This window comes from Mycobacterium sp. NGS48, from assembly GCF_059812585.1.
Map to the genome: position 1 here is coordinate 21,201 of NZ_JCALCY010000011.1, position 17,533 is coordinate 38,733.

A 17,533-nucleotide genomic window follows, 5' to 3' on the forward strand; every position below is an offset into this window, starting at 1 on the left:
TCGGCTGCGGTAGGCTTTCGACCTGCTGCCGGGTGCACCGGCGGCGCCGGGCTGTGGCGCAGTTTGGTAGCGCACTTGACTGGGGGTCAAGTGGTCGCAGGTTCAAATCCTGTCAGCCCGACCATGTGATGTCCCGGGACACCGTTGACAGGTGTCCCGGGACATTGTTTACATGTGCGGCTTGTTTTCGGGTGAGTTTCCGCATTTGACGCCGCGGGGCTGGTAGTCGCGGGTGGGGTCTAGGACGAGTTTGCGGATGAGCGCTCCGGTGTTGCGGTCGATGATGCGGATGTCGCGGTCGTCGATGAGGACGGTGACTTTGGTGCCGCGCAAGTGTTTGGACAGCCCGATGTGGTGCAGGCGGCTGTTGTAGCGGATGGTGATGACGCCGGCGGCGTCGATGCGGTCGTGGCGCAGGCGGTAGTGCGGCGGGATCTGGTAGCCGCTGGGTAGGGCCTTGGGCCGGTCGTTGAAGGCCTCGATGGGAGTGCGGCGTCCGAGTGCGCGGTGCGGGCGAATGGTGTTGTAGTAGACCAGGAAATCGTCGATCTGGTGTTGGAGTTCGTCGATGGTGGTGGCCGGGGGTAGGGCTCGGAGGTGTTTTTTCAGTGTTTGGTGGAAACGCTCGACCTTGCCGCAGGTCTGGGGATGGTAGGGCCGTGAATGGCGGTATTTGATACCGAGTTCGCCCAGGGTGATTTCTAGGGCGGTGCGTCCCTGGCCGCGTTGTTTGGCGGTGAAGATGGCGCCGTTGTCGCTCAGCGCGCCTGCTGGTATGCCCCATCGGGTGAAGGACGCGGTGAAGGTGTCGACGACGTCGGGGCCGGTGGTGACCAGCCGGGCGTGGCTGGCGATGGCCACGCGGGAGTGGTCGTCGAGGATGTTCAGGATTTCTGCCGGGGTGTGATCGGCCAGCTGCCAGTGGGTGGTGTCGGCTTGCCACAGTTCGTTGGGTTGTTCGGCGCAGAAGCGTTTCCAGGCCGAGCGGGGTCGTTTGTGTGGTTGGGGAGCCACGAAGCCGCGGCGGGTCAGGATCCGCCAGATGGTCGATACCGCGGGCACATTGGTGACGGTCCGGTCGCGTGTGAGGTGTGCGGCGATGGTGGCCGCGCCGGCGTCGTAGCCGGCTTTGGTCAGGGTTTTGCGCAGCCGCACGATCTTGTCTTCGACCACGGCGTCGACCGCCTGCGGGCTGTGGTGTGGTCGGCGGGAATGTGCTTCAAACGCCGCGAGGCCTTCGGTCTCGTAGCGCTTGACCAGTTGCTGGACCCAGTAGCGGCAGACCTCGTAGTCGCGAGCGACCTCGCTTTTGCTGCGTCCTTCGATCACGACGGCGGTAATGACCAGCTGGGCCTTGGACATGGCCGACCTCCCCGGCAAGATGAGGTGTCAACTATGTCCCAGGACAGCTGCCAACTATGTCGTGAAATCAGACACTGTCAATCGAGATTCGCACAGTTCAGCGGTGGTTCACGAGCACGGTGCGAGCTGCCGGATAGCAAATCAGCGGGGCACGCGAGCAGGACACGTCGACTCCGAGGTGCGATTGCTGTCACCGGTGCGCCGCTCCACCCGCAAACGGTCATTTGAGATGGTGCTTTAGAAGCGTTTACGGTACAACTCCGCTTCCGCGCGGTTGGTCGTGAAGCGGGGTGACCATATGAACTTCGGGGAAGCAATTTCGACTGGATTCATCAAATACTTCAATTTCAGCGACCGGGCCCGCCGGTCCGAATACTGGTACTGGGCTCTCTTTGGCGTCATCGTCGCCATCGTGGGAAACGTCGGCAACGCGATGCTGCACACGCATTGGGTTAACTTGCTTCTGGCGCTCCCGCTCATCATTCCCGGCTGGGCCGTCGCCGTTCGGCGCCTGCATGACGTTGACCGCACCGGTTGGTGGCTTCTGATCGCCGTGATCCCGTTGATCGGGGCCATCGTTCTGTACATATGGTTCGCCAACCAAGGGCACCGAGGGCCCGAACCGGTTCGGATCCGATCCGTTGGCCGCAACGCCATTGCCGGATCAGCCATTCGGCGCTCCGGCTTAGAGCAGGGCGCGTTCTGCGGCGTGACGACTGCGTGCTCTCACTGCGTCCTCGCGCAGCTTGACGTCCAGCGTCGATTCCGGCCGTCGCTTCCCGCAGCTAGAAGTCGTGCATCACCAGAGCGGGGTGAAGGGCACCTGTCTTGCCTTCTGGCCAAACTCAGCGATCTGACCGTGCTGCCAAGTGAACGCAGCGCCACTAGCCGTGCGGTGGACGCGGTTTTGCCACAGCTGGGTGGGGTCGTGGCCGGTAGCCAACACGCACGGCTGGCCATCAGCCATCTTGACGCCACATTCCTGGAGCCTGTCGTGGGACTTCCTGCGCCACATCAGCAGAATTCCAGGTTGATGTACTGCGCCAACGGGGCGGAGGTGGTGCCCGCTGCCCAGACAGCGGCCACTACTGCTGCGAATTTCATGGTCGCTCCTTTGCCGTAGCTGCCCCACGAGCTCTCAAACCCCGCGAAGATATGCCGCTATCGTCCTTCGATAACTCGGTCGGGACACGAGTAATTGACTACCTGTGTGTTTCGCGGCGTCAGCTGGGCACAGCAGGATTTGTCGCGGACCTCGTCAACGACGGTCAGCCATTTTCGCGTCGGCGTGATTACTGGCCCGGGATGGCCGGCAGGTTGTCTCGAATGCCCTTCAGATCATCCAGGATGTTCTGCAGATCGCCCTGGATGTTCGGCAGATCGGGGAGAGCAGTTGGGACCTGTTGAATCTTGCCCGGGCTTGATTCGTACTGAGGGCAATACGAGACGATGGCACCGGCAGCGACTTGGGCGCTTTGATCGGCGTCCCAAATTGTTGATTGCTGCACAAAGCTGATCGCCTCCGCGAAGTCGTGTTGGTCGGCCAGAAAGTCGCAGACAGCGTGGCCATGGCTCACCACGTAGTCGCGGCTAGGAACCGGCACGCCCTGCTGTTTCAACGCTGCCATGAGCGCCCTGTCGGCGATGTCATCCTGCGAAGCGGGCGGTTTGGGCGCCACCGGGAGCGATTGCGCACTCGACGGCGGAGCTGCCGCCGACGGCGGGGCCTCTGCTGGCGGCGCCGCCGGTCGTGGGTTGTGAACCGCGAACCACACCACCACCGCCGCGGCGACGGCTACCAGCGACAGCGGCAACGCGGCGAGGGAGCCGAATCGGCGCAACGCTGCCTTAGATCTGTAGGACTTGATGCCGCGGGGTTTGTCGCGCGAGGTGTCGACGAGAACCCGCGTCTTACCCGCTTTTACCGCCTCGGTTGGGTACACCTCCGGGGGGTGTCCCAGGCGCTCATCGAGGAGCGCGTCGAACTGACGACTCGACAGCGCGTCGCCGCGCTCGCGCATCTCCCGGCGCACCGCTGCAAGGCGCCGCAACTCGGAGTCGATCGTGTCCCGATCGCGCATGCTCTGAGCCTAAAGCAGCACGTCGCTGTTCGTCAGCGACTAGGCCAGGTAGCCGAGTCCGCGCTCGCGTTGAATCAGTCTTTCCGCCAGGGCTGGCAGCTATGCGTCAAGAACGCCACGTCACCCGGGTCGAGCGCGACTACCTGCGGATCATTGCCGAGGCCGTTACTGACGATGTCTGTTGGGTTGAGGCTGTGCAGCTTTGCCCAGTAGCAGTCGGATTCTCCTTCATCACTGCGACCGCCGGAACGATAGGTGCCCGGCTCGATGTCGGTACCGATCCGATAGGTGCCGTCGGTTTCCATCGTCGTTTTGAGGGCAGGCGCCGGGGGCGCTGGGTTGGTCACCGTGACGGTTTCTTTGATGAGCACCGTCGAGGTCACGGTGGCCGCTGGATGGCCAGACCCCCCGCAACCCGCGAGAACTATCGCCGCGGCCGCGATAGCAGATCTCTTTCCCAGCATTGAGGGAGCCTAGCTGGCCCGCTACGTGGTCCACATCCGGCCGCATACGCGCCCTGTTCCTATCATTTGATGATGAGCGCCGGAGGCCTGGAAGCGATGCGATCGCCGGCCTTCACCGTCGAAGACATCGCCCGGTATCGTGCCGCCGGCTGGTGGTCCGACTCGACACTCTCCGATACCGTACGTCGCAACGCCGAACGAACACCCGACCGCACCGCGTATATCGACCATCCCGGCACATCGCACAGTTGGCGTCAATTCGATGTCGCGGCAACTGCTCTGGCAGAACAGCTAGCCGGCATCGGCGTCGTGCCGGGCGATCGGGTCGGGGTGTGGCACGGTGATTCCGCCGCCATCCATGCGCTGCTCGTCGCGGTCGAGCGCTGCGGCGCTGTCGTCGTTGGCATCGGCGCCCGCGCCGGCACCCGTGAGGTTGCGGCGATATTGCACAGCGCGCAGCCGAAGTTCCTGGTCACCGATCAGCAGCGCGCCGGCGCGGCGACATCTGTAGCCCCAGAAACACTCGTCCTCAACCGCGACGACACACTGTCGCTCAACACCGAAGTCAAGCCCAGAGCGCCAAAGCCCGAAACTCGGCTCGCGCCCGATGACCTCTTTCTGATCAACTCCACCTCCGGGACGACGGGATTGCCCAAATGCGTCATGCACACCCAGAACCGGTGGCACTACTTCCACCAAAAGGCCGTCGCCAACGGGCAACTGACATCCGACGACATCTTCTTACCGATTATCCCCACGCCCTTCGGTTTCGGAATCTGGACCAGCCATTCGACGCCGATCTATCTGGGTGCCACTGCGGTGATCTTGGAACGCTTTACGACCAAGGCGGTATGCGAAGCGATCTCTCGGCACCAGGTCACCGTGTTGTGTTGCGTCAGTACGCAATTGACGATGTTGATGGCTGATCCTGAGCGCCGGAATCACGACTTGAGTTCGCTGCGGGTGGTTTTCACCGGCGGCGAGGCGTTGCCGTATCGACCGGCCGCCGAATTCGAGGAACTCACCAGCGCGAAGATTCTGCAGTTCTACGGCTCGAACGAAACCGGCCTGCTCAGCGGCACCACGCTCGACGACTCACGCCACCGGCGACTGCGCACCGGCGGTCGCATTGTCCCGGAAATGGCGGTGCGACTCTTCGACGGCGATCAGGACGTCACCTCGACCGGCCGCGGCCAGCCCGCCTGCCGAGGTCCGGCGACCAGCCTGGGCTACCTCGGCGGCGCCGACCACGACACGTTGTTCACCCGCGACGGCTGGATGCGCATGGGCGACATCTGCGAGATCGATCCGGACGGCTATCTGACCGTCACCGGCCGAACCTCCGATTTCATCCTCCGCGGCGGCAAGAACATCAGCGCCGCACAGGTCGAGGACGCCGCCACGACTCATCCCACGATCGCGCTAGCAGCGGCGGTCGCGATGCCCGATCCGGTATTCGGTGAAAAAGTCTGCCTCTATGCCGAACTTGCTGATTCTCACACCATCGAGCTGGCCGAACTCGTCGAGCATCTGCTGGCACAGGGAGTGTCCAAAGAGCTGCTGCCCGAACGACTCATCGTGGTTGACGAACTACCCCGCTCATCCGGGGGAAAGATTGCAAAAGGGGAGCTCCGCGAGGATATTCGAGCCAGGATGGAGGCCGATCATGAATGCTCCTAACGCGCGGCCCGGCGGTCTGGAAGTGTGGGCGCCGTCCGTGGTGCCCCCGATCGGCGTCGAACTGTCCGACGAGCAGGCACTTGCCGTGGCCTTCCGCCACCTGGCCGCTATCGGGTTCGCCGAGAACATGGCCGGACACATCACCTGGCAACTCGACGGTCGAGCCGAGATGTTGGTCAACCCGTGGGGACTCTGGTGGCAAGAACTGACCGCATCGGACATCTGCGTGGTGAACGGCGCTGCGCGGGTGGTGCGCGGTCGGTGGGACGTCACCCCGGCGATCCACATCCACACCGAACTGCACCGCGTCCGCGACGACGCGCGCGTGGTCATTCACAATCACCCCTACTACGCCAGCGTGTTTGCCGCGCTGGGCCGGTTACCCGACCTCCTACACCAGACGGGTTCGCTGTTCCTCGACGACCTCTGCCTGGTCGACACCTATGACGGCGAAATCGACAATCCATCCCGCGCAGCTGATCTCGCGGCCCGCATCGGAGGTGCCAATCTGACGATTCTGGCCAACCACGGCGTGATCGCAACCGGGCGCACCCTAGCCGAAGCCGTCTACCGGGCGGCATCGATCGAACGCGTCTGCAAGCTGGCCTACCACGTCATGCTGACCGGCAACCAGCCCGGGACCATGAACTGGTCGGACATGGCGGGCATGCAGGCGTCGCTGATCGAACGGGCAGCCGACGTGTACTGGGCGGGCGCAGCGCGGATGACCATCAAAGCCGACCCCGACGTGCTCAGCTGAGGAGATAGCCGAGCATGAAATCGATTGACGAGCTGGCCGCCAACCCGAACTTCACCACCGCCGAGACCGGCGCAGGTCGGTCGGTCACCTTTCTGCCGGACCCGCCCCGAGCCCAACGTCGCTACACACTGATCTCAGTCGACGATCACATCGTCGAACCTCCGGACACCTTCACCGGACGTCTCCCAGCCAGATTCGCCGACCGCGCGCCACGAGTCGTGGACACCGCGAACGGGGGCCAAACCTGGATCTACGACGATCGGGAACTACCCAACGTCGGGTTCAATGCTGTAGTCGGCCGGCCGGTGTCCGAGTATGGCTTCGAGCCGGTCCGATTCGACGAAATGCGCAAGGGCGCTTGGGATATCCATGAGCGGATCAAAGACATGGACGTGAATGGCGTCTACGCCTCGCTCAACTTTCCCTCGTTTCTGCCCGGGTTCGCAGGCCAGCGCCTGCAACAGATGACCAACGATCGCGACTTGGCGCTGGCCTCGGTGCGCGCCTGGAACGACTGGCACTTCGAAGCGTGGGCAGGTTGCTATCCCGGCCGGATCATTCCCTGCCAGCTGCCGTGGTTGTTGGACCCGCAACTGGGCGCCAGGATGATCTATGAGAACGCCGAGCGTGGATTTCATGCCGTCACCTTCAGCGAGAATCCGGCGATGCTCGGACTGCCCAGCATCCATTCCGGTCACTGGGATCCGATGATGGCAGCGTGCGCGGAGACCGGGACGGTCGTGAATCTGCACATCGGATCGTCGGGATCGTCGCCGTCGACCACCGAGGACGCGCCGCCGGACGTGCAGGGTGTGCTGTTCTTCGCCTACGCCATTTCCGCGGCCGTCGACTGGCTGTATTCCGGTCTGCCCAGCAGGTTTCCCGACCTCAAAATCTGTTTATCCGAGGGCGGGATCGGCTGGGTGGCCGGGCTGCTGGATCGCCTCGACCACATGCTCAGCTATCACGTTATGTATGGCACCTGGCAAGCGCTGGGGGAGAACCTCACGCCGGCAGAGGTTTTCACCCGAAACTTCTGGTTCTGCGCCGTGGAGGATCAGTCGTCGTTCATCCAGCATGAGCGAATCGGTGCCGAGAACATCATGCTGGAAGCCGACTATCCGCATTGCGATTCGACCTGGCCGCATACCCAACAAGCGGTCCACGAACAGATCGGCGATCTGCCGCGAGACGTGATTCGCAAAATCAGTTGGGCGAACGCGTCACGGTTATATCGCCATCCGGTACCTGACGAGATCCAGCGGAATCCGGAGGCATTCTGACCGACCAGGATCGCGTTCGCTGGGATGAGATGTATGCCAATCGCGGGCCGGCGACCGTCAGTGCAGTGGGCGCGCCACCGCCGTTTAAACCTTATGCCGATCTGTTCCCGACGACGGGGCGCGCGCTCGATGTGGCCTGCGGACAGGGACTCGCCGCGGTGTGGCTTGCCCGCCGCGGCATGGACGTTCGCGGAATCGACGTCTCTCCCGTGGCCATCACCCAAGCGCGAGAACTTGCCCGCTGCAGCGACGTCGGTGACCGGTGCCAGTTTGACGTCGTCGATCTCGACGAGGGCCTACCGGCAGGCCCGCCGGCAGACGTCATCGTCTGTCACCGGTTCCGGGATCGTCGCCTCGACCAGTCGATCATCCGGCGACTGGCACCGCGCGGGTTATTGGCGATCAGCGCGCTCAGCGAGGTCGGCGCCGCCCCAGGCCCCTTTCGCGCCGCCCGTGGCGAGCTGACCGCCGCGTTTATCGAGTTGGACCTGGTTGCAGCCCGCGAGGGCGACGGGGAGGCGTGGCTGCTGGCGAGGCGCTAAAGCGCATACTGAAGGTCATGACCGGTCCAGTGCAGATGAGCGTCGAGAGTCTGTGCCGCTATCCGGTCAAGTCAATGCTGGGCGAGGTGGTGACCAGCATGGTCGTCGACGAGCGAGGAGCCGACGGAGACCGGAGGCTGGCGCTGGTTGATGCGGTCACCGGGCGGGTGGCCAGCGCCAAGCAGCCACGGTTGTGGCGTGAGCTGTTGCACTTCAGCGCCACTCGGGATAACGGCCACGTACACATTCGAATACCGGACGGGACGAGGGTGGCCGCCGACGACCCGGATATCGACGACTTGCTGTCGAGGCTGTTGGGACGCCCGGTCCAACTGGTGCGCAAGCGGCCGCAGGGCGCCACGCTCGAACGGCCCGACCCGGAGCAGGTGCTCGAGCAGGGAATGGACGCCGAGGTCGACACCCGCATTGTCGAGATCGCCGCCGCGACGCCGGGAGATTCGTTCACCGACCTCGCTCCGCTGCACGCGATCACGACGGCCACCCTGGACCGTGTCGGGACCGAAGCATTGCGCTACCGGCCCAACCTGGTGATCTCGGTACCGCCCGACTATCCGCCCTACGCGGAAAACACCTGGGTGGGCAGGGAGTTGAGCGTGGGGGAGACGCGGCTGAGTGTCCTCAAGCCGACATCGCGGTGCGCGGTTCCCACCCTCGAGCACGGCACACTTCCGCGAGCTCTGCACGCGCTGCGCACACTGGTGGCCGAAAACCGAGTGGAGTCACCGGGTTCCGGATCGGTGCCGTGTGCCGGCGTGTACCTGGAGGTGGTAACCGGCGGCACCATCCACACCGGCGATCCGGTCAGCCTGGCCTAGGTCTACTCAATCGTTACCGCGCGGCGGCGGCTGCACCTCGACGCCGCTCGAGTCGTGCTCCGGGCCTGCGTCCGGGTGTTCGGCCGGGACACGATCGCGGAAGCGGGTAGCCTCGCTCGAATTCTGCGTCCCCGCACGCCGTTCCGCGCTGTGGTATGGCCCAGGCTTCGGGCGGGACTTCCCGCCGGGGAAAGCCAACCGGAAGATGCTGCGGTGCACCGTGTACCACTGCTTCGAAAATCGTCCGGAGTTGTACGGCAGCTGGTAGCGCTCGCAGATATCCTTGACCTTCGGTGCGATCTCCGAGTATCGACTGCTGGGCATGTCCGGATACAGGTGATGCTCCACTTGATAACCCAAATTGCCGCTGATGACGTGAAACAGCGGACTGCCGTCGATGTTGGCCGCGCCGATCAACTGGCGGACGTACCAGCCGCCGCGCGTCTCATCTTCCACTTCGCTCTGGCTGAACGTATAGGTCTGGTCCGGGAAATGTCCGCAGAAGATGATGGCATGGGCCCACACGTTGCGGATGATGTTGGCCAGCGCATCGGCGGCCAGGGTGCGCAAGTACGTGCTCTCCGCGCCCGCAAATACCCGGTCCAGAAAACTCGCGGTTGACCCGATTCTGTCCTTGCGCGATATCCTCCGAAGCAGTCTGCTGACGCGAGACTCCGCTGGCTGATCGATGCGGCCGCGCAGGGCTAACTGCGCAAGCCCGAAAGCACCCGCGCTGATAACCGGCCAGCCGACGTAATCCTTCTGAATTTGCGAGCGTGCCTTGCCGGCAATGCCTTTGAAGTCGTTGCGCAAGTCGGACATCGACTTCTCGCCCGCCCACAAGGCTTTGAGGTCGGTGTCGTGCACCGCAACGCCCCACTCAAAGAGCAAGGTAAGCAGTAGGTTGTAGAACGGTTGCGCCAGATAGACCGGGTGCCATTTCTGAGCGGGATCGATTCGCATGATCTCGTAGCCGAGATCCTTGTCCTTGCCCCGAATATTGGTGAAGGTGTGATGGATGTAATTGTGCGAGTGCTTCCACGCCTCGGCGGTTGACGCCGTATCCCAATCCCACACCGAGGAGTGGATATCGGGATCGTTCATCCAATCCCATTGACCGTGCATCACATTGTGGCCGATCTCCATGTTCTCCAAGATTTTGGCCATGCCCAGGCACGCCGTGCCGAGCGCCCACGCGGTTTTCGACCGCGACGCCAGCAGCAGTACCCGTCCGACAACCACGATCTGCCGCTGTACCGAAATGACCGTCTTGATGTAGTGCCGGTCGCGCTCGCCGAGATCGGCAAACACCTCGTCGTGAATCGCGTCGAATTCCTTGGCGAGTTTTTCCAGTTCTTGTTCATTCAGACGGGCAAGCGGGCTCTTTACAGCAGTCGTCACTATGGCTCCTTCCGATCACAGTTCGAGTTCGACGTCGCCTTCGGCGGTGTTGATGCAGATCCGCACGTCCGCCCCGGTGGGCTCTGAGACGTCGCCGGAGCGCAGATCGCGCAGCTTGCCGGACTTCAGCGTTCCGACACAGGTATGGCAAATTCCGATCCGACAGCCGTACGCGAGATTGAGACCGGCCTGCTCGCCGGCTTCCAGAATCGGTGTGCCGCCGTCACATTCGACGGTTGTGCCGCTGTCCAGAAAGCTGACGCAACCGCCTTGTCCTTCCCCCGCATCCCCGCCGATTTTCGGCTGGAACCGCTCGAAGTGCAGGCGATCTGCATCACCGTTTTTCTCCCAATGCTCGATCAGCGCATCGAGCAACTCGCTGGGGCCAGAACAGAAGGCCTCGCGTTCGCGCCAGTCCGGAACCAACTCGTCCAGGTCGTCCGGCGACATTCGGCCCCGCTCGGACGTGAGCCGCACGTCGAGCCGCATCCCGTCGCAACGGCGGTCGAGGTCTTCGAGAAAGGCCAAAAACATGACTTGTTCGCGGTTGCGCGCGGAGTGCATAACCACGACATCGCCTAGCTCGCCGCGCCGATCAAGGCTACGCAGCATGCTCATGATCGGTGTGATGCCGCTACCGGCGCTGATGAATAGCATTTTCGACGGCGGCGGCTCGGGCAGTGTGAAGACTCCCTCGATCTCACCGAGCCGAATGATGTCGCCGGGCTTGACTCGTTCGACCAGGTACGGTGACACCACGCCGCTGTCCACCCTTTTGGGGGTGACGCTGATCAGCCCGTCCTCGGGCTGGGGATCCGAGGTCAGCGAATATGCCCGCCAGTGGTAACGGCCGTCGATGATCACGCCGAGCCGCACGTATTGGCCCGGTTGGTGCCCTCGCCATTCATAGCCCGGCCGAATCAGGACACTCGCCGCTTCTGAGCCCTGCGCCTCGACGCGCTCCACTTTTCCGCGTAGTTCCTTCGTCGTCCAGAGCGGGTTGATCATCTCGAGGTAATCGTCTGGACGTAACGGACTGAACAGTTGCCGCACTGCTCTTAGGAACAGCCGCCGACCGCGTGGAACCGGGGGCTGAGCGCCGCGTTCCGCCATGATCGCGATGGTACACAGCTGTCCACCAAGTTCAAGGAAATGCGACGAATGCGCTGTTCAAACGTGTTTTCCAAACGGTCATCATATGAAACGAACGTTCACTGTATAGCGCTCGGAGCATCAGCGACCTTCACCAACCGCACCTCCGGGCGAGCCGGAACCGCGTCGGCAAGAAACCACCGGAAGGCGAGGTTGCCGCGCGGATAGTCCAGCGTGGTGAGCGCATTCGGGTGTGCCGTCATGCCCCGCGAGATGACGATCGTCACCGTGCCGTCTGCGTTGAGCAGCGCGCTGTGGCCGTTGATGGAACTGCGCGCGTCGATGACACTGTGGGTGGCCATGAACTGGTTCCACACCACCAGGTTCCAGAACCGGCATGCCGGCGGTCGGTGGGTGATGACAAGCGCTTCGTCGTCGGCGAGCACAAAGCTGCCGTAGGCATAACAGGCGTCACGCGCCGACCAGCCGAAGTTGGCGTCGGGCACCTGGTACGGATCTGCGAATTGGTTTGCGATCTGCGAGATTTCGTGCCCAAGGGTATGCGCGTCGTCGGACCGCACCCCGACGGCAAGCGGCACAATGGCGAACATCGTGCGTAGCCAGGCGGCGCCGGCCCGCAGCGCCGCAGCGGTTTCGGCGTCGCCGTGCCGCACCGGATCGGGTTCGTCCAACGCCTCGATGCGCCAGCTGACGGGCCGCCCGGTGAGCGGGTCGGCCTGGTAGTCCCGGGTCATCAGCACCGCCGCATCCGGGGTGGGCCCGAGCTCGAACGAGAAGTTGCCGTCCGCGTCGATGTCGAGATCGTCGTCACGCACGATCGCCACGATCCGATCCGACCAAGCGCCCGGCGACGGCTCGTTATAGGCCGTCAGCGAAAAGTAAACGCTGTCACCGCGATTGCCGCTGATGTGGTAGCGCCGCTGCGGGTCGACCGGGCAGACGTAGTAGTAGGCGTCGGTGTTGTCGCCGCCCCAACGCCGGTCGCGCCGAAACGGCGTGTTGACTTCCACGAATGCCGGCCTGCTGGGCTCGGCGAAGAGATAGGTGTCGAAAGCCACCCCCAGCGTCGTGGCCAGCATGCGGTAGCCGTCGGCGATGTGCCGGTCGTCGGTCACCACGCGGTCGCCCTCGAGAAACGAATGGTCAAGGCTGCCCAGGGTCTCCAACAACTCGTGCCACGCGGCCGTCGACTGGTGCGTCATACGCTGATTCCTCTCGTGATCAGGGCGGCAGTGCGTACCACCCAGGTGTCGTCGAGCGCGTCCCCTCGGGTGAGCAGCGCCAAAAATGTGGTGCCGGCGACGGCCTCGACCACCTCGGCGGCGGTGATGTCGGGCCGCGCTTCGCCGCGCTCGACGGCGGCGTCCAGTCGCTCGGACAGACCGCGCGAAAGGATGCCGCCGAAACGCTCCAGCAGCGCGGAATGCAGAGTCAGATCCGCTGCCATCTCGCCGACCAGCCCGGGCAGCGCCGCCCGCGCGGCCCGCGTGGTCAGTACCGCCGCAGTGCGACGCACCATCTCCCGCACGTCGGCGGCCAACGACCCGGTGTCGGGCAGCGCGGTCGCGTCGCTGATCGGAAACACCGCCTCGTGTACCAGGTGCGCCTTGCTGGGCCAGCGCCGGTAGATTGCCGGCTTGCTGGTGCCTGCCCGCCGGGCGATCGTGTCGACCGACAGCTCGGCGTAGCCGGTCTCGGCGAGCAGCTCGACGGCCGCGCGCAGCACCGCGCTGTCGATGCGCTTGTCGCGGGGTCGGCCAATCTCCGTCGTCATTACGAAACTCATAGTAACTTAAGTCGGCGTGACCGACATCACTCACCTTGACGACCTCGCCGAGCCGTGCTTCAGCCCGGACGTCGAGCAGATCCGCGAACTGATGGCCGCGATGGCGCCCGAGTGCCCCCTAGACGTCGACGCGCTCCATGCCAGGGCCACCGCTGACACCGGGCTGAGCGACTTCGGGCCCGACGACTACCGGGAACGCCTCGACGTGTACCTCGCGGCGCTACATGAGGTCAGTGGCATGCACGGACCGGGAATCGTCAACTTTTACGCACAACTGGTGGGCTGGCTGAAAAACCGGCTACTGCTCACTGCCCTGTTGAAGCAGCACCGCGAGATTTACGAGATCGAGTTGCAGCCGCCGATCGTCATCGCCGGTCTGCCACGGACCGGCACCACACATCTGCACAATCTGCTCGCGGCAGCCTCGACGTTTCGCACCCTGCCGTATTGGGAGAGCGTCGAGCCGTTTCCGCTGCCCGCCGAGCTCGGCCTCGAGCCGGATCCGCGCCGTACCCGGATGGACGCCGCCGTCGAGGTGATGAACGCCGTCATGCCGCATTTTCGCCTCATGCACGAGATGACGACCGACCATGTCCACGAGGAGATTCAGCTCCTGGCCAACGACTTCTCCTCGATGCTGTTCGAGACCCTGGCGCAGGTCCCGCGGTGGCGTGACTACTACCTGGCCCACGATCAGACGTCGGCCTACGAGTATCTGGCCCTGCAGTTGAAGGCGCTGCAATTTCTCCGTGGCGGGCGTCGCTGGCTGCTCAAGTCCCCCCCAGCACCTCGAGCAACTGCCGGTACTCGACAAAGTCTTCCCTCACGTGGTTGTCGTCTGTACTCACCGCGATCCGGTGCCGGTGGCGTTGTCGATGATCGCGATGATCACCTACACCGCACGGATGCACCGCTCACCGGTGCCGGTCACCGAAATCGCGGCATCGTGGATCGACCGTCTAGAGCTGATGCTGGGCGCGCTGATCCGTGATCGGGACGTCATCGGACCCGAGCGTTCGATCGACCTCCGCTTCGACGACTTCATGGCCAACGAGCTCGGCGTCACCGAACGGCTCTTCGAGCTTGCCGGCGAGCCGCTGACCGTCAACGCACGCAACGGGATGGCCGAGTATTTGGCGAGTCACCGACGCGGCCGGCTCGGTCAGGTCGCCACATCGGCCGAGATGTTCGGGCTCGACGAGGGCGACCTCACCACCCGCTTCACGCCGTATGTTCAGCGCTTCTTGGAGTGATGCTCCTAGACGCCTGCGCCAACTTCATCGTCGGCCGGGACCGGCTCAGGCGCAGGCATTTCCGCGTCCACCTCGTCGGCCGGAGCCGGTTCAGGGGCGGGTGCTTCCGGTTCGACGGCGTCGACCAGAACGACGCCGTCCGGCGGCGGCAGGGCATCGTCGATCGCCTCCGGGTCCACCGGCAGAAACATGTGATGAGTGAACTGGGGCTGATAAGCGCCGCCGCCACCGATTTTGACGCCGCCGCCTTCTCCGCTGGATACCGCGGTGCCGTCCGGCAGTGTCACTGCAGTGTGGTTGCCGTTCCAGCCGATCACCAAAGCATCAGGCGCAGTTCCGTACTGGAAACCGCGCGCCAGAAGTGCTGATTCTTCAGTGGCGGTATGGAATCTGTCTCCGAAAACCGGGCGGTCAGTCGCAGCATTGGACACCCAGGATGCCAAGCCCGAACAGTCCGTTCCCGCAGGGGAATCCCCTCCCGTGACATACGGCGTCCCCGAAACCTGCTGGATCAACGCCATTACCGTTGCTAAAACAAACATGCGCCGGGACATTAACAACAAGATCGATAGACAACCAAAATTTGTGGTGCCCCTCACGTTTGGCGCTAAAAAATGACGTACATTACATAGGTCAAAAGGCGCAGCACCATGGTCTTTTCGAAAGCTTTAGTGAAAATTCAAGCTACTTCTAACATTTCGATAACGCAAGACCTGAAAGGGATTGCAATGCATTGCAATCCCGCTTCACTCAGCAGGCGGCAACTCCCGCGGCCCGTTCCGCTCGGTGAGCTCGCTTGGATCCATACTTGGCGCCAGTGACGGCGCGACGTGGCGATGAGCCGCACCTAACGGCACGCGACTGCCGCGCGGCCCGACATCGTCACTTGCCCGGTAAGCCGCCGTCGACGCGTTCGGTCGGCGGACCGCCTCTTCGGTGTCGACGGTCACCTTGCGGGTGCGTTTGAACGAGAAGGTGATCTCTTCGACTTCTTCGAACACCTGGCGTGCGGTGCGCAGCGGCTGGGTCGTGGTGTCGATCGCGCGGGCGACGAACGTCGGAACCAACGGCCGGATCCAGCGCGCCGCGGTCTTGGTGACCTCGGGAATGGTCGGCAGCAGCGGGCTAGGCCGCGGTACTGCCGGCAGGTTCTCCGGCCGGGGGACGGTCTGTTCGCTGCTGGGCCGTTCGGCGGCCGTCAGACTTGCGGCCTCGGCCTCGGCGGCGATCGGCAAATACATGTCTTGTTCGACCGGCGCAGGGGCCGGCGGAACCTCGATCGCCTCGATGACTCGACGCTGATGATTCGCGCGGTCGATTTCCAACTGCGCCTCGACCGCAAGACGGGTCTGCGCGAGTTGCTGCTCGGCCCAAAGCATTTCGGCTGCCGCGCGCACTTCGGCTCGCTTGACCGCGATCGCGGTGTCGGCCGCCACCTCGGCGTGATCGCGTTGGGCGTGGGCCGCTATGCGCCGATCGTGGGTCGTCTCGCCGCCCAACAACTTCAGGATCAACGGCAGTAGGCCCAGCAGGATGAAGAAGCCGACGGTGACGACGCGCAACAGCAGCGCACCTGCGTCAGCCGTCGTGATGTCGTGCATGGCGGTCCACCGCGCGGCCAGGCCGCGATCGGTCTCGGCGATCACGGTGTGACGCGCCTGGGCGAGTTGGGCGGTACCCGCGTCGAGTCGGGCAGCCAGCTCCGCGGCTTGCCTATCGCGATTGCCGATGGCGATATCCAGTTCCTGCTGAGCGTCGGCGAGACGTTCGTTGGCCGTTAGTGTTTCCGGCCCGGTACCGGGTACGCCGGTGATGTTGGTCTGCGGGCAAGCCGGCGTGGGGTGGTACTCGCAGCGGGCCACGACCAGCGCTTCGTCGCGGTGTGCGCGGGCCTTGTCGACGGCTTCGTCGAGGGCGTTACGCGCGTTGCGCGTCTGCTGCAGATCGGCGGCGGCCTGCGCGACGGCTGCTGTCGAATCGGCATTGCGCGATGCAACTGCGTCGAGCCGGTGGTCGATCGAGCCGGAGAAGACGGCCAGCGCAGCGAGTTCACCGACCACGAAGCCGAGGGCAACCGCGATCGCTGCACGTCCGACCATGCCGCGCCAGCCGCGCGCTGGGCCGCTGACGATTGCGCGGGCGATCGCCCCGACCAACGTTGCGAATGCCAGAGCCAGCGCCGCAATGGCCGGGATCGGCCAGCGCAGGGATTCCGACATGGTCAGCACCATGACAAGTCCGGCCAGCGCAGCGATGAGCACCACGACTAGGCCCGTGATCGCATGAGCAGACCGCTCGTGACGCTCACTGAGTTCCTGCCACTCTCCACCGCCCAGCCAGGCCAGCGCGGTCGTGGTCCGCGAACCGGCCCAGCGCGGTTCGGCTGCTTTATGGGCGCACATGGACTGAGAACACCTCCAGGTTTTGCCGACTGACGGGCCACGACCAGACACCGACCGGCAGAGTTGACATGTGGTGCGGTTCACAACGCATCCGGAATCGCGCAGGCCCCCAAATCGCTGCAGTGCGATGGCACGAATTCTCTCACATGTGCGCTTCCGGTGTCGGTAGCATCCCGGCAACACAGCTGAGCAAGGGGGCGACAAACATGACGGTTCGGCGGTTGGCTCTGGTGGTCGGGGCAGCGATTCTGCTCGTCGGGGTTATCGGACTGCTGATGCCCGTGTCGGTGTCGGACGAGAACGGCGGCAACATCGGCTGCGGAAACGCCGTGATCAGTGACACCAAGAGCGCCGAAACCGCCAACAGCAAGTCGGTGGCCGGCATTCCGATCCTCAACCAAATCGTGCCGCACACTGACTTCGTGGCCGAATGTCAGTCGGCGCTCTCCAGCCGGCGGTCCTGGACCATCCCAGTGGCTGTGATCGGCGCGATAGCCGTGATCGCGGCACTGTTTGTGCGCGGGGGCAGATCACCGAGTGTCTGACCGGGTATCCGTCCGGGCAGCGTGC

Annotated in this window: 16 protein-coding genes, 1 tRNA gene and 1 pseudogene; 9 read left to right on the forward strand and 9 right to left on the reverse strand. The window is 64.0% G+C overall.

Translation table 11 applies throughout. The features are described 5' to 3' along the window. Positions 1 to 47 precede the first annotated feature (47 nt). Positions 48 to 124 (forward strand) — tRNA-Pro (locus AC5Y42_RS17855). Positions 125 to 168: 44 nt separating this feature from the next. On the opposite strand, the gene AC5Y42_RS17860 is transcribed toward AC5Y42_RS17855, so the two are convergent. Continuing rightward, positions 169 to 1,362: an IS481 family transposase gene (locus AC5Y42_RS17860; RefSeq protein WP_499899929.1), complete on the reverse strand. Its 1,194-nt coding sequence runs from the start codon at positions 1,360 to 1,362 to the stop codon at positions 169 to 171. Between the two features lie 298 nt (positions 1,363 to 1,660). Between AC5Y42_RS17860 and AC5Y42_RS17865 the strand changes: the two genes are divergently transcribed. Next, positions 1,661 to 2,485 (forward strand): DUF805 domain-containing protein, encoded by an 825-nt coding sequence (locus AC5Y42_RS17865; protein WP_499899930.1) that lies wholly within the window; start codon positions 1,661 to 1,663, stop codon positions 2,483 to 2,485. Between the two features lie 169 nt (positions 2,486 to 2,654). Here AC5Y42_RS17865 and AC5Y42_RS17870 read toward each other — a convergent pair whose 3' ends face one another. Next, the gene (locus tag AC5Y42_RS17870; RefSeq protein WP_499899931.1) at positions 2,655 to 3,443 is read right to left on the reverse strand and encodes a DUF732 domain-containing protein; all 789 of its coding nucleotides are present in this window, start codon (positions 3,441 to 3,443) and stop codon (positions 2,655 to 2,657) included. Positions 3,444 to 3,517: 74 nt separating this feature from the next. Further along, positions 3,518 to 3,826 (reverse strand): Rv1352/Rv1906c domain-containing protein, encoded by a 309-nt coding sequence (locus AC5Y42_RS17875; protein ID WP_499899932.1) that lies wholly within the window; start codon positions 3,824 to 3,826, stop codon positions 3,518 to 3,520. Between the two features lie 153 nt (positions 3,827 to 3,979). Here AC5Y42_RS17875 and AC5Y42_RS17880 point away from each other — a divergent pair, with 153 nt between their 5' ends. Genes AC5Y42_RS17880 through AC5Y42_RS17900 form a run of 5 tightly spaced genes read left to right on the forward strand, consistent with a single transcriptional unit; the run spans position 3,980 to position 9,008 of the window. Further along, positions 3,980 to 5,587 (forward strand): class I adenylate-forming enzyme family protein, encoded by a 1,608-nt coding sequence (locus AC5Y42_RS17880; protein WP_499899933.1) that lies wholly within the window; start codon positions 3,980 to 3,982, stop codon positions 5,585 to 5,587. Continuing rightward, positions 5,574 to 6,347: a class II aldolase/adducin family protein gene (locus tag AC5Y42_RS17885; RefSeq protein WP_499899934.1), complete on the forward strand. Its 774-nt coding sequence runs from the start codon at positions 5,574 to 5,576 to the stop codon at positions 6,345 to 6,347. Before AC5Y42_RS17880 ends, AC5Y42_RS17885 begins: the two co-directional genes overlap by 14 nt. 14 nt (positions 6,348 to 6,361) lie before the next feature. Then, positions 6,362 to 7,630 (forward strand): amidohydrolase family protein, encoded by a 1,269-nt coding sequence (locus AC5Y42_RS17890; RefSeq protein WP_499899935.1) that lies wholly within the window; start codon positions 6,362 to 6,364, stop codon positions 7,628 to 7,630. Continuing rightward, positions 7,627 to 8,172 (forward strand): class I SAM-dependent methyltransferase, encoded by a 546-nt coding sequence (locus AC5Y42_RS17895; RefSeq protein WP_499899993.1) that lies wholly within the window; start codon positions 7,627 to 7,629, stop codon positions 8,170 to 8,172. Before AC5Y42_RS17890 ends, AC5Y42_RS17895 begins: the two co-directional genes overlap by 4 nt. Positions 8,173 to 8,189: 17 nt before the next feature. Further along, positions 8,190 to 9,008: an MOSC domain-containing protein gene (locus tag AC5Y42_RS17900; RefSeq protein ID WP_499899936.1), complete on the forward strand. Its 819-nt coding sequence runs from the start codon at positions 8,190 to 8,192 to the stop codon at positions 9,006 to 9,008. Between the two features lie 6 nt (positions 9,009 to 9,014). Here AC5Y42_RS17900 and AC5Y42_RS17905 read toward each other — a convergent pair whose 3' ends face one another. The 4 genes from AC5Y42_RS17905 to AC5Y42_RS17920 form a co-directional block, all read right to left on the reverse strand. Further along, positions 9,015 to 10,409: a fatty acid desaturase family protein gene (locus AC5Y42_RS17905; RefSeq protein WP_499899937.1), complete on the reverse strand. Its 1,395-nt coding sequence runs from the start codon at positions 10,407 to 10,409 to the stop codon at positions 9,015 to 9,017. A 15-nt stretch (positions 10,410 to 10,424) separates the two neighbouring features. Then, positions 10,425 to 11,522, reverse strand: coding sequence for a ferredoxin reductase (locus AC5Y42_RS17910; protein ID WP_499899938.1), 1,098 nt, complete (start codon positions 11,520 to 11,522; stop codon positions 10,425 to 10,427). 98 nt (positions 11,523 to 11,620) lie between these two features. Continuing rightward, positions 11,621 to 12,724 (reverse strand): DUF1214 domain-containing protein, encoded by a 1,104-nt coding sequence (locus AC5Y42_RS17915; protein WP_499899939.1) that lies wholly within the window; start codon positions 12,722 to 12,724, stop codon positions 11,621 to 11,623. Continuing rightward, positions 12,721 to 13,296 (reverse strand): TetR/AcrR family transcriptional regulator, encoded by a 576-nt coding sequence (locus tag AC5Y42_RS17920; RefSeq protein WP_499899940.1) that lies wholly within the window; start codon positions 13,294 to 13,296, stop codon positions 12,721 to 12,723. The genes AC5Y42_RS17915 and AC5Y42_RS17920 overlap by 4 nt, the downstream gene beginning before the upstream one ends. Positions 13,297 to 13,399: 103 nt before the next feature. Between AC5Y42_RS17920 and AC5Y42_RS17925 the strand changes: the two are divergent. Then, positions 13,400 to 14,561 (forward strand): annotated as a pseudogene (locus AC5Y42_RS17925) (sulfotransferase family protein). Between the two features lie 5 nt (positions 14,562 to 14,566). On the opposite strand, the gene AC5Y42_RS17930 reads toward AC5Y42_RS17925, so the two are convergent. After that, the gene (locus AC5Y42_RS17930; protein WP_499899994.1) at positions 14,567 to 15,103 is read right to left on the reverse strand and encodes a peptidoglycan endopeptidase; all 537 of its coding nucleotides are present in this window, start codon (positions 15,101 to 15,103) and stop codon (positions 14,567 to 14,569) included. Positions 15,104 to 15,307: 204 nt separating this feature from the next. Next, the gene (locus AC5Y42_RS17935) at positions 15,308 to 16,963 is read right to left on the reverse strand and encodes a DUF4407 domain-containing protein (RefSeq protein WP_499899941.1); all 1,656 of its coding nucleotides are present in this window, start codon (positions 16,961 to 16,963) and stop codon (positions 15,308 to 15,310) included. A gap of 206 nt (positions 16,964 to 17,169) precedes the next feature. Here AC5Y42_RS17935 and AC5Y42_RS17940 point away from each other — a divergent pair, with 206 nt between their 5' ends. Further along, entirely contained in the window at positions 17,170 to 17,508 is a 339-nt protein-coding gene (locus tag AC5Y42_RS17940) for an aminopeptidase (RefSeq protein WP_499899942.1), read from the forward strand. Positions 17,509 to 17,533: the final 25 nt, after the last annotated feature.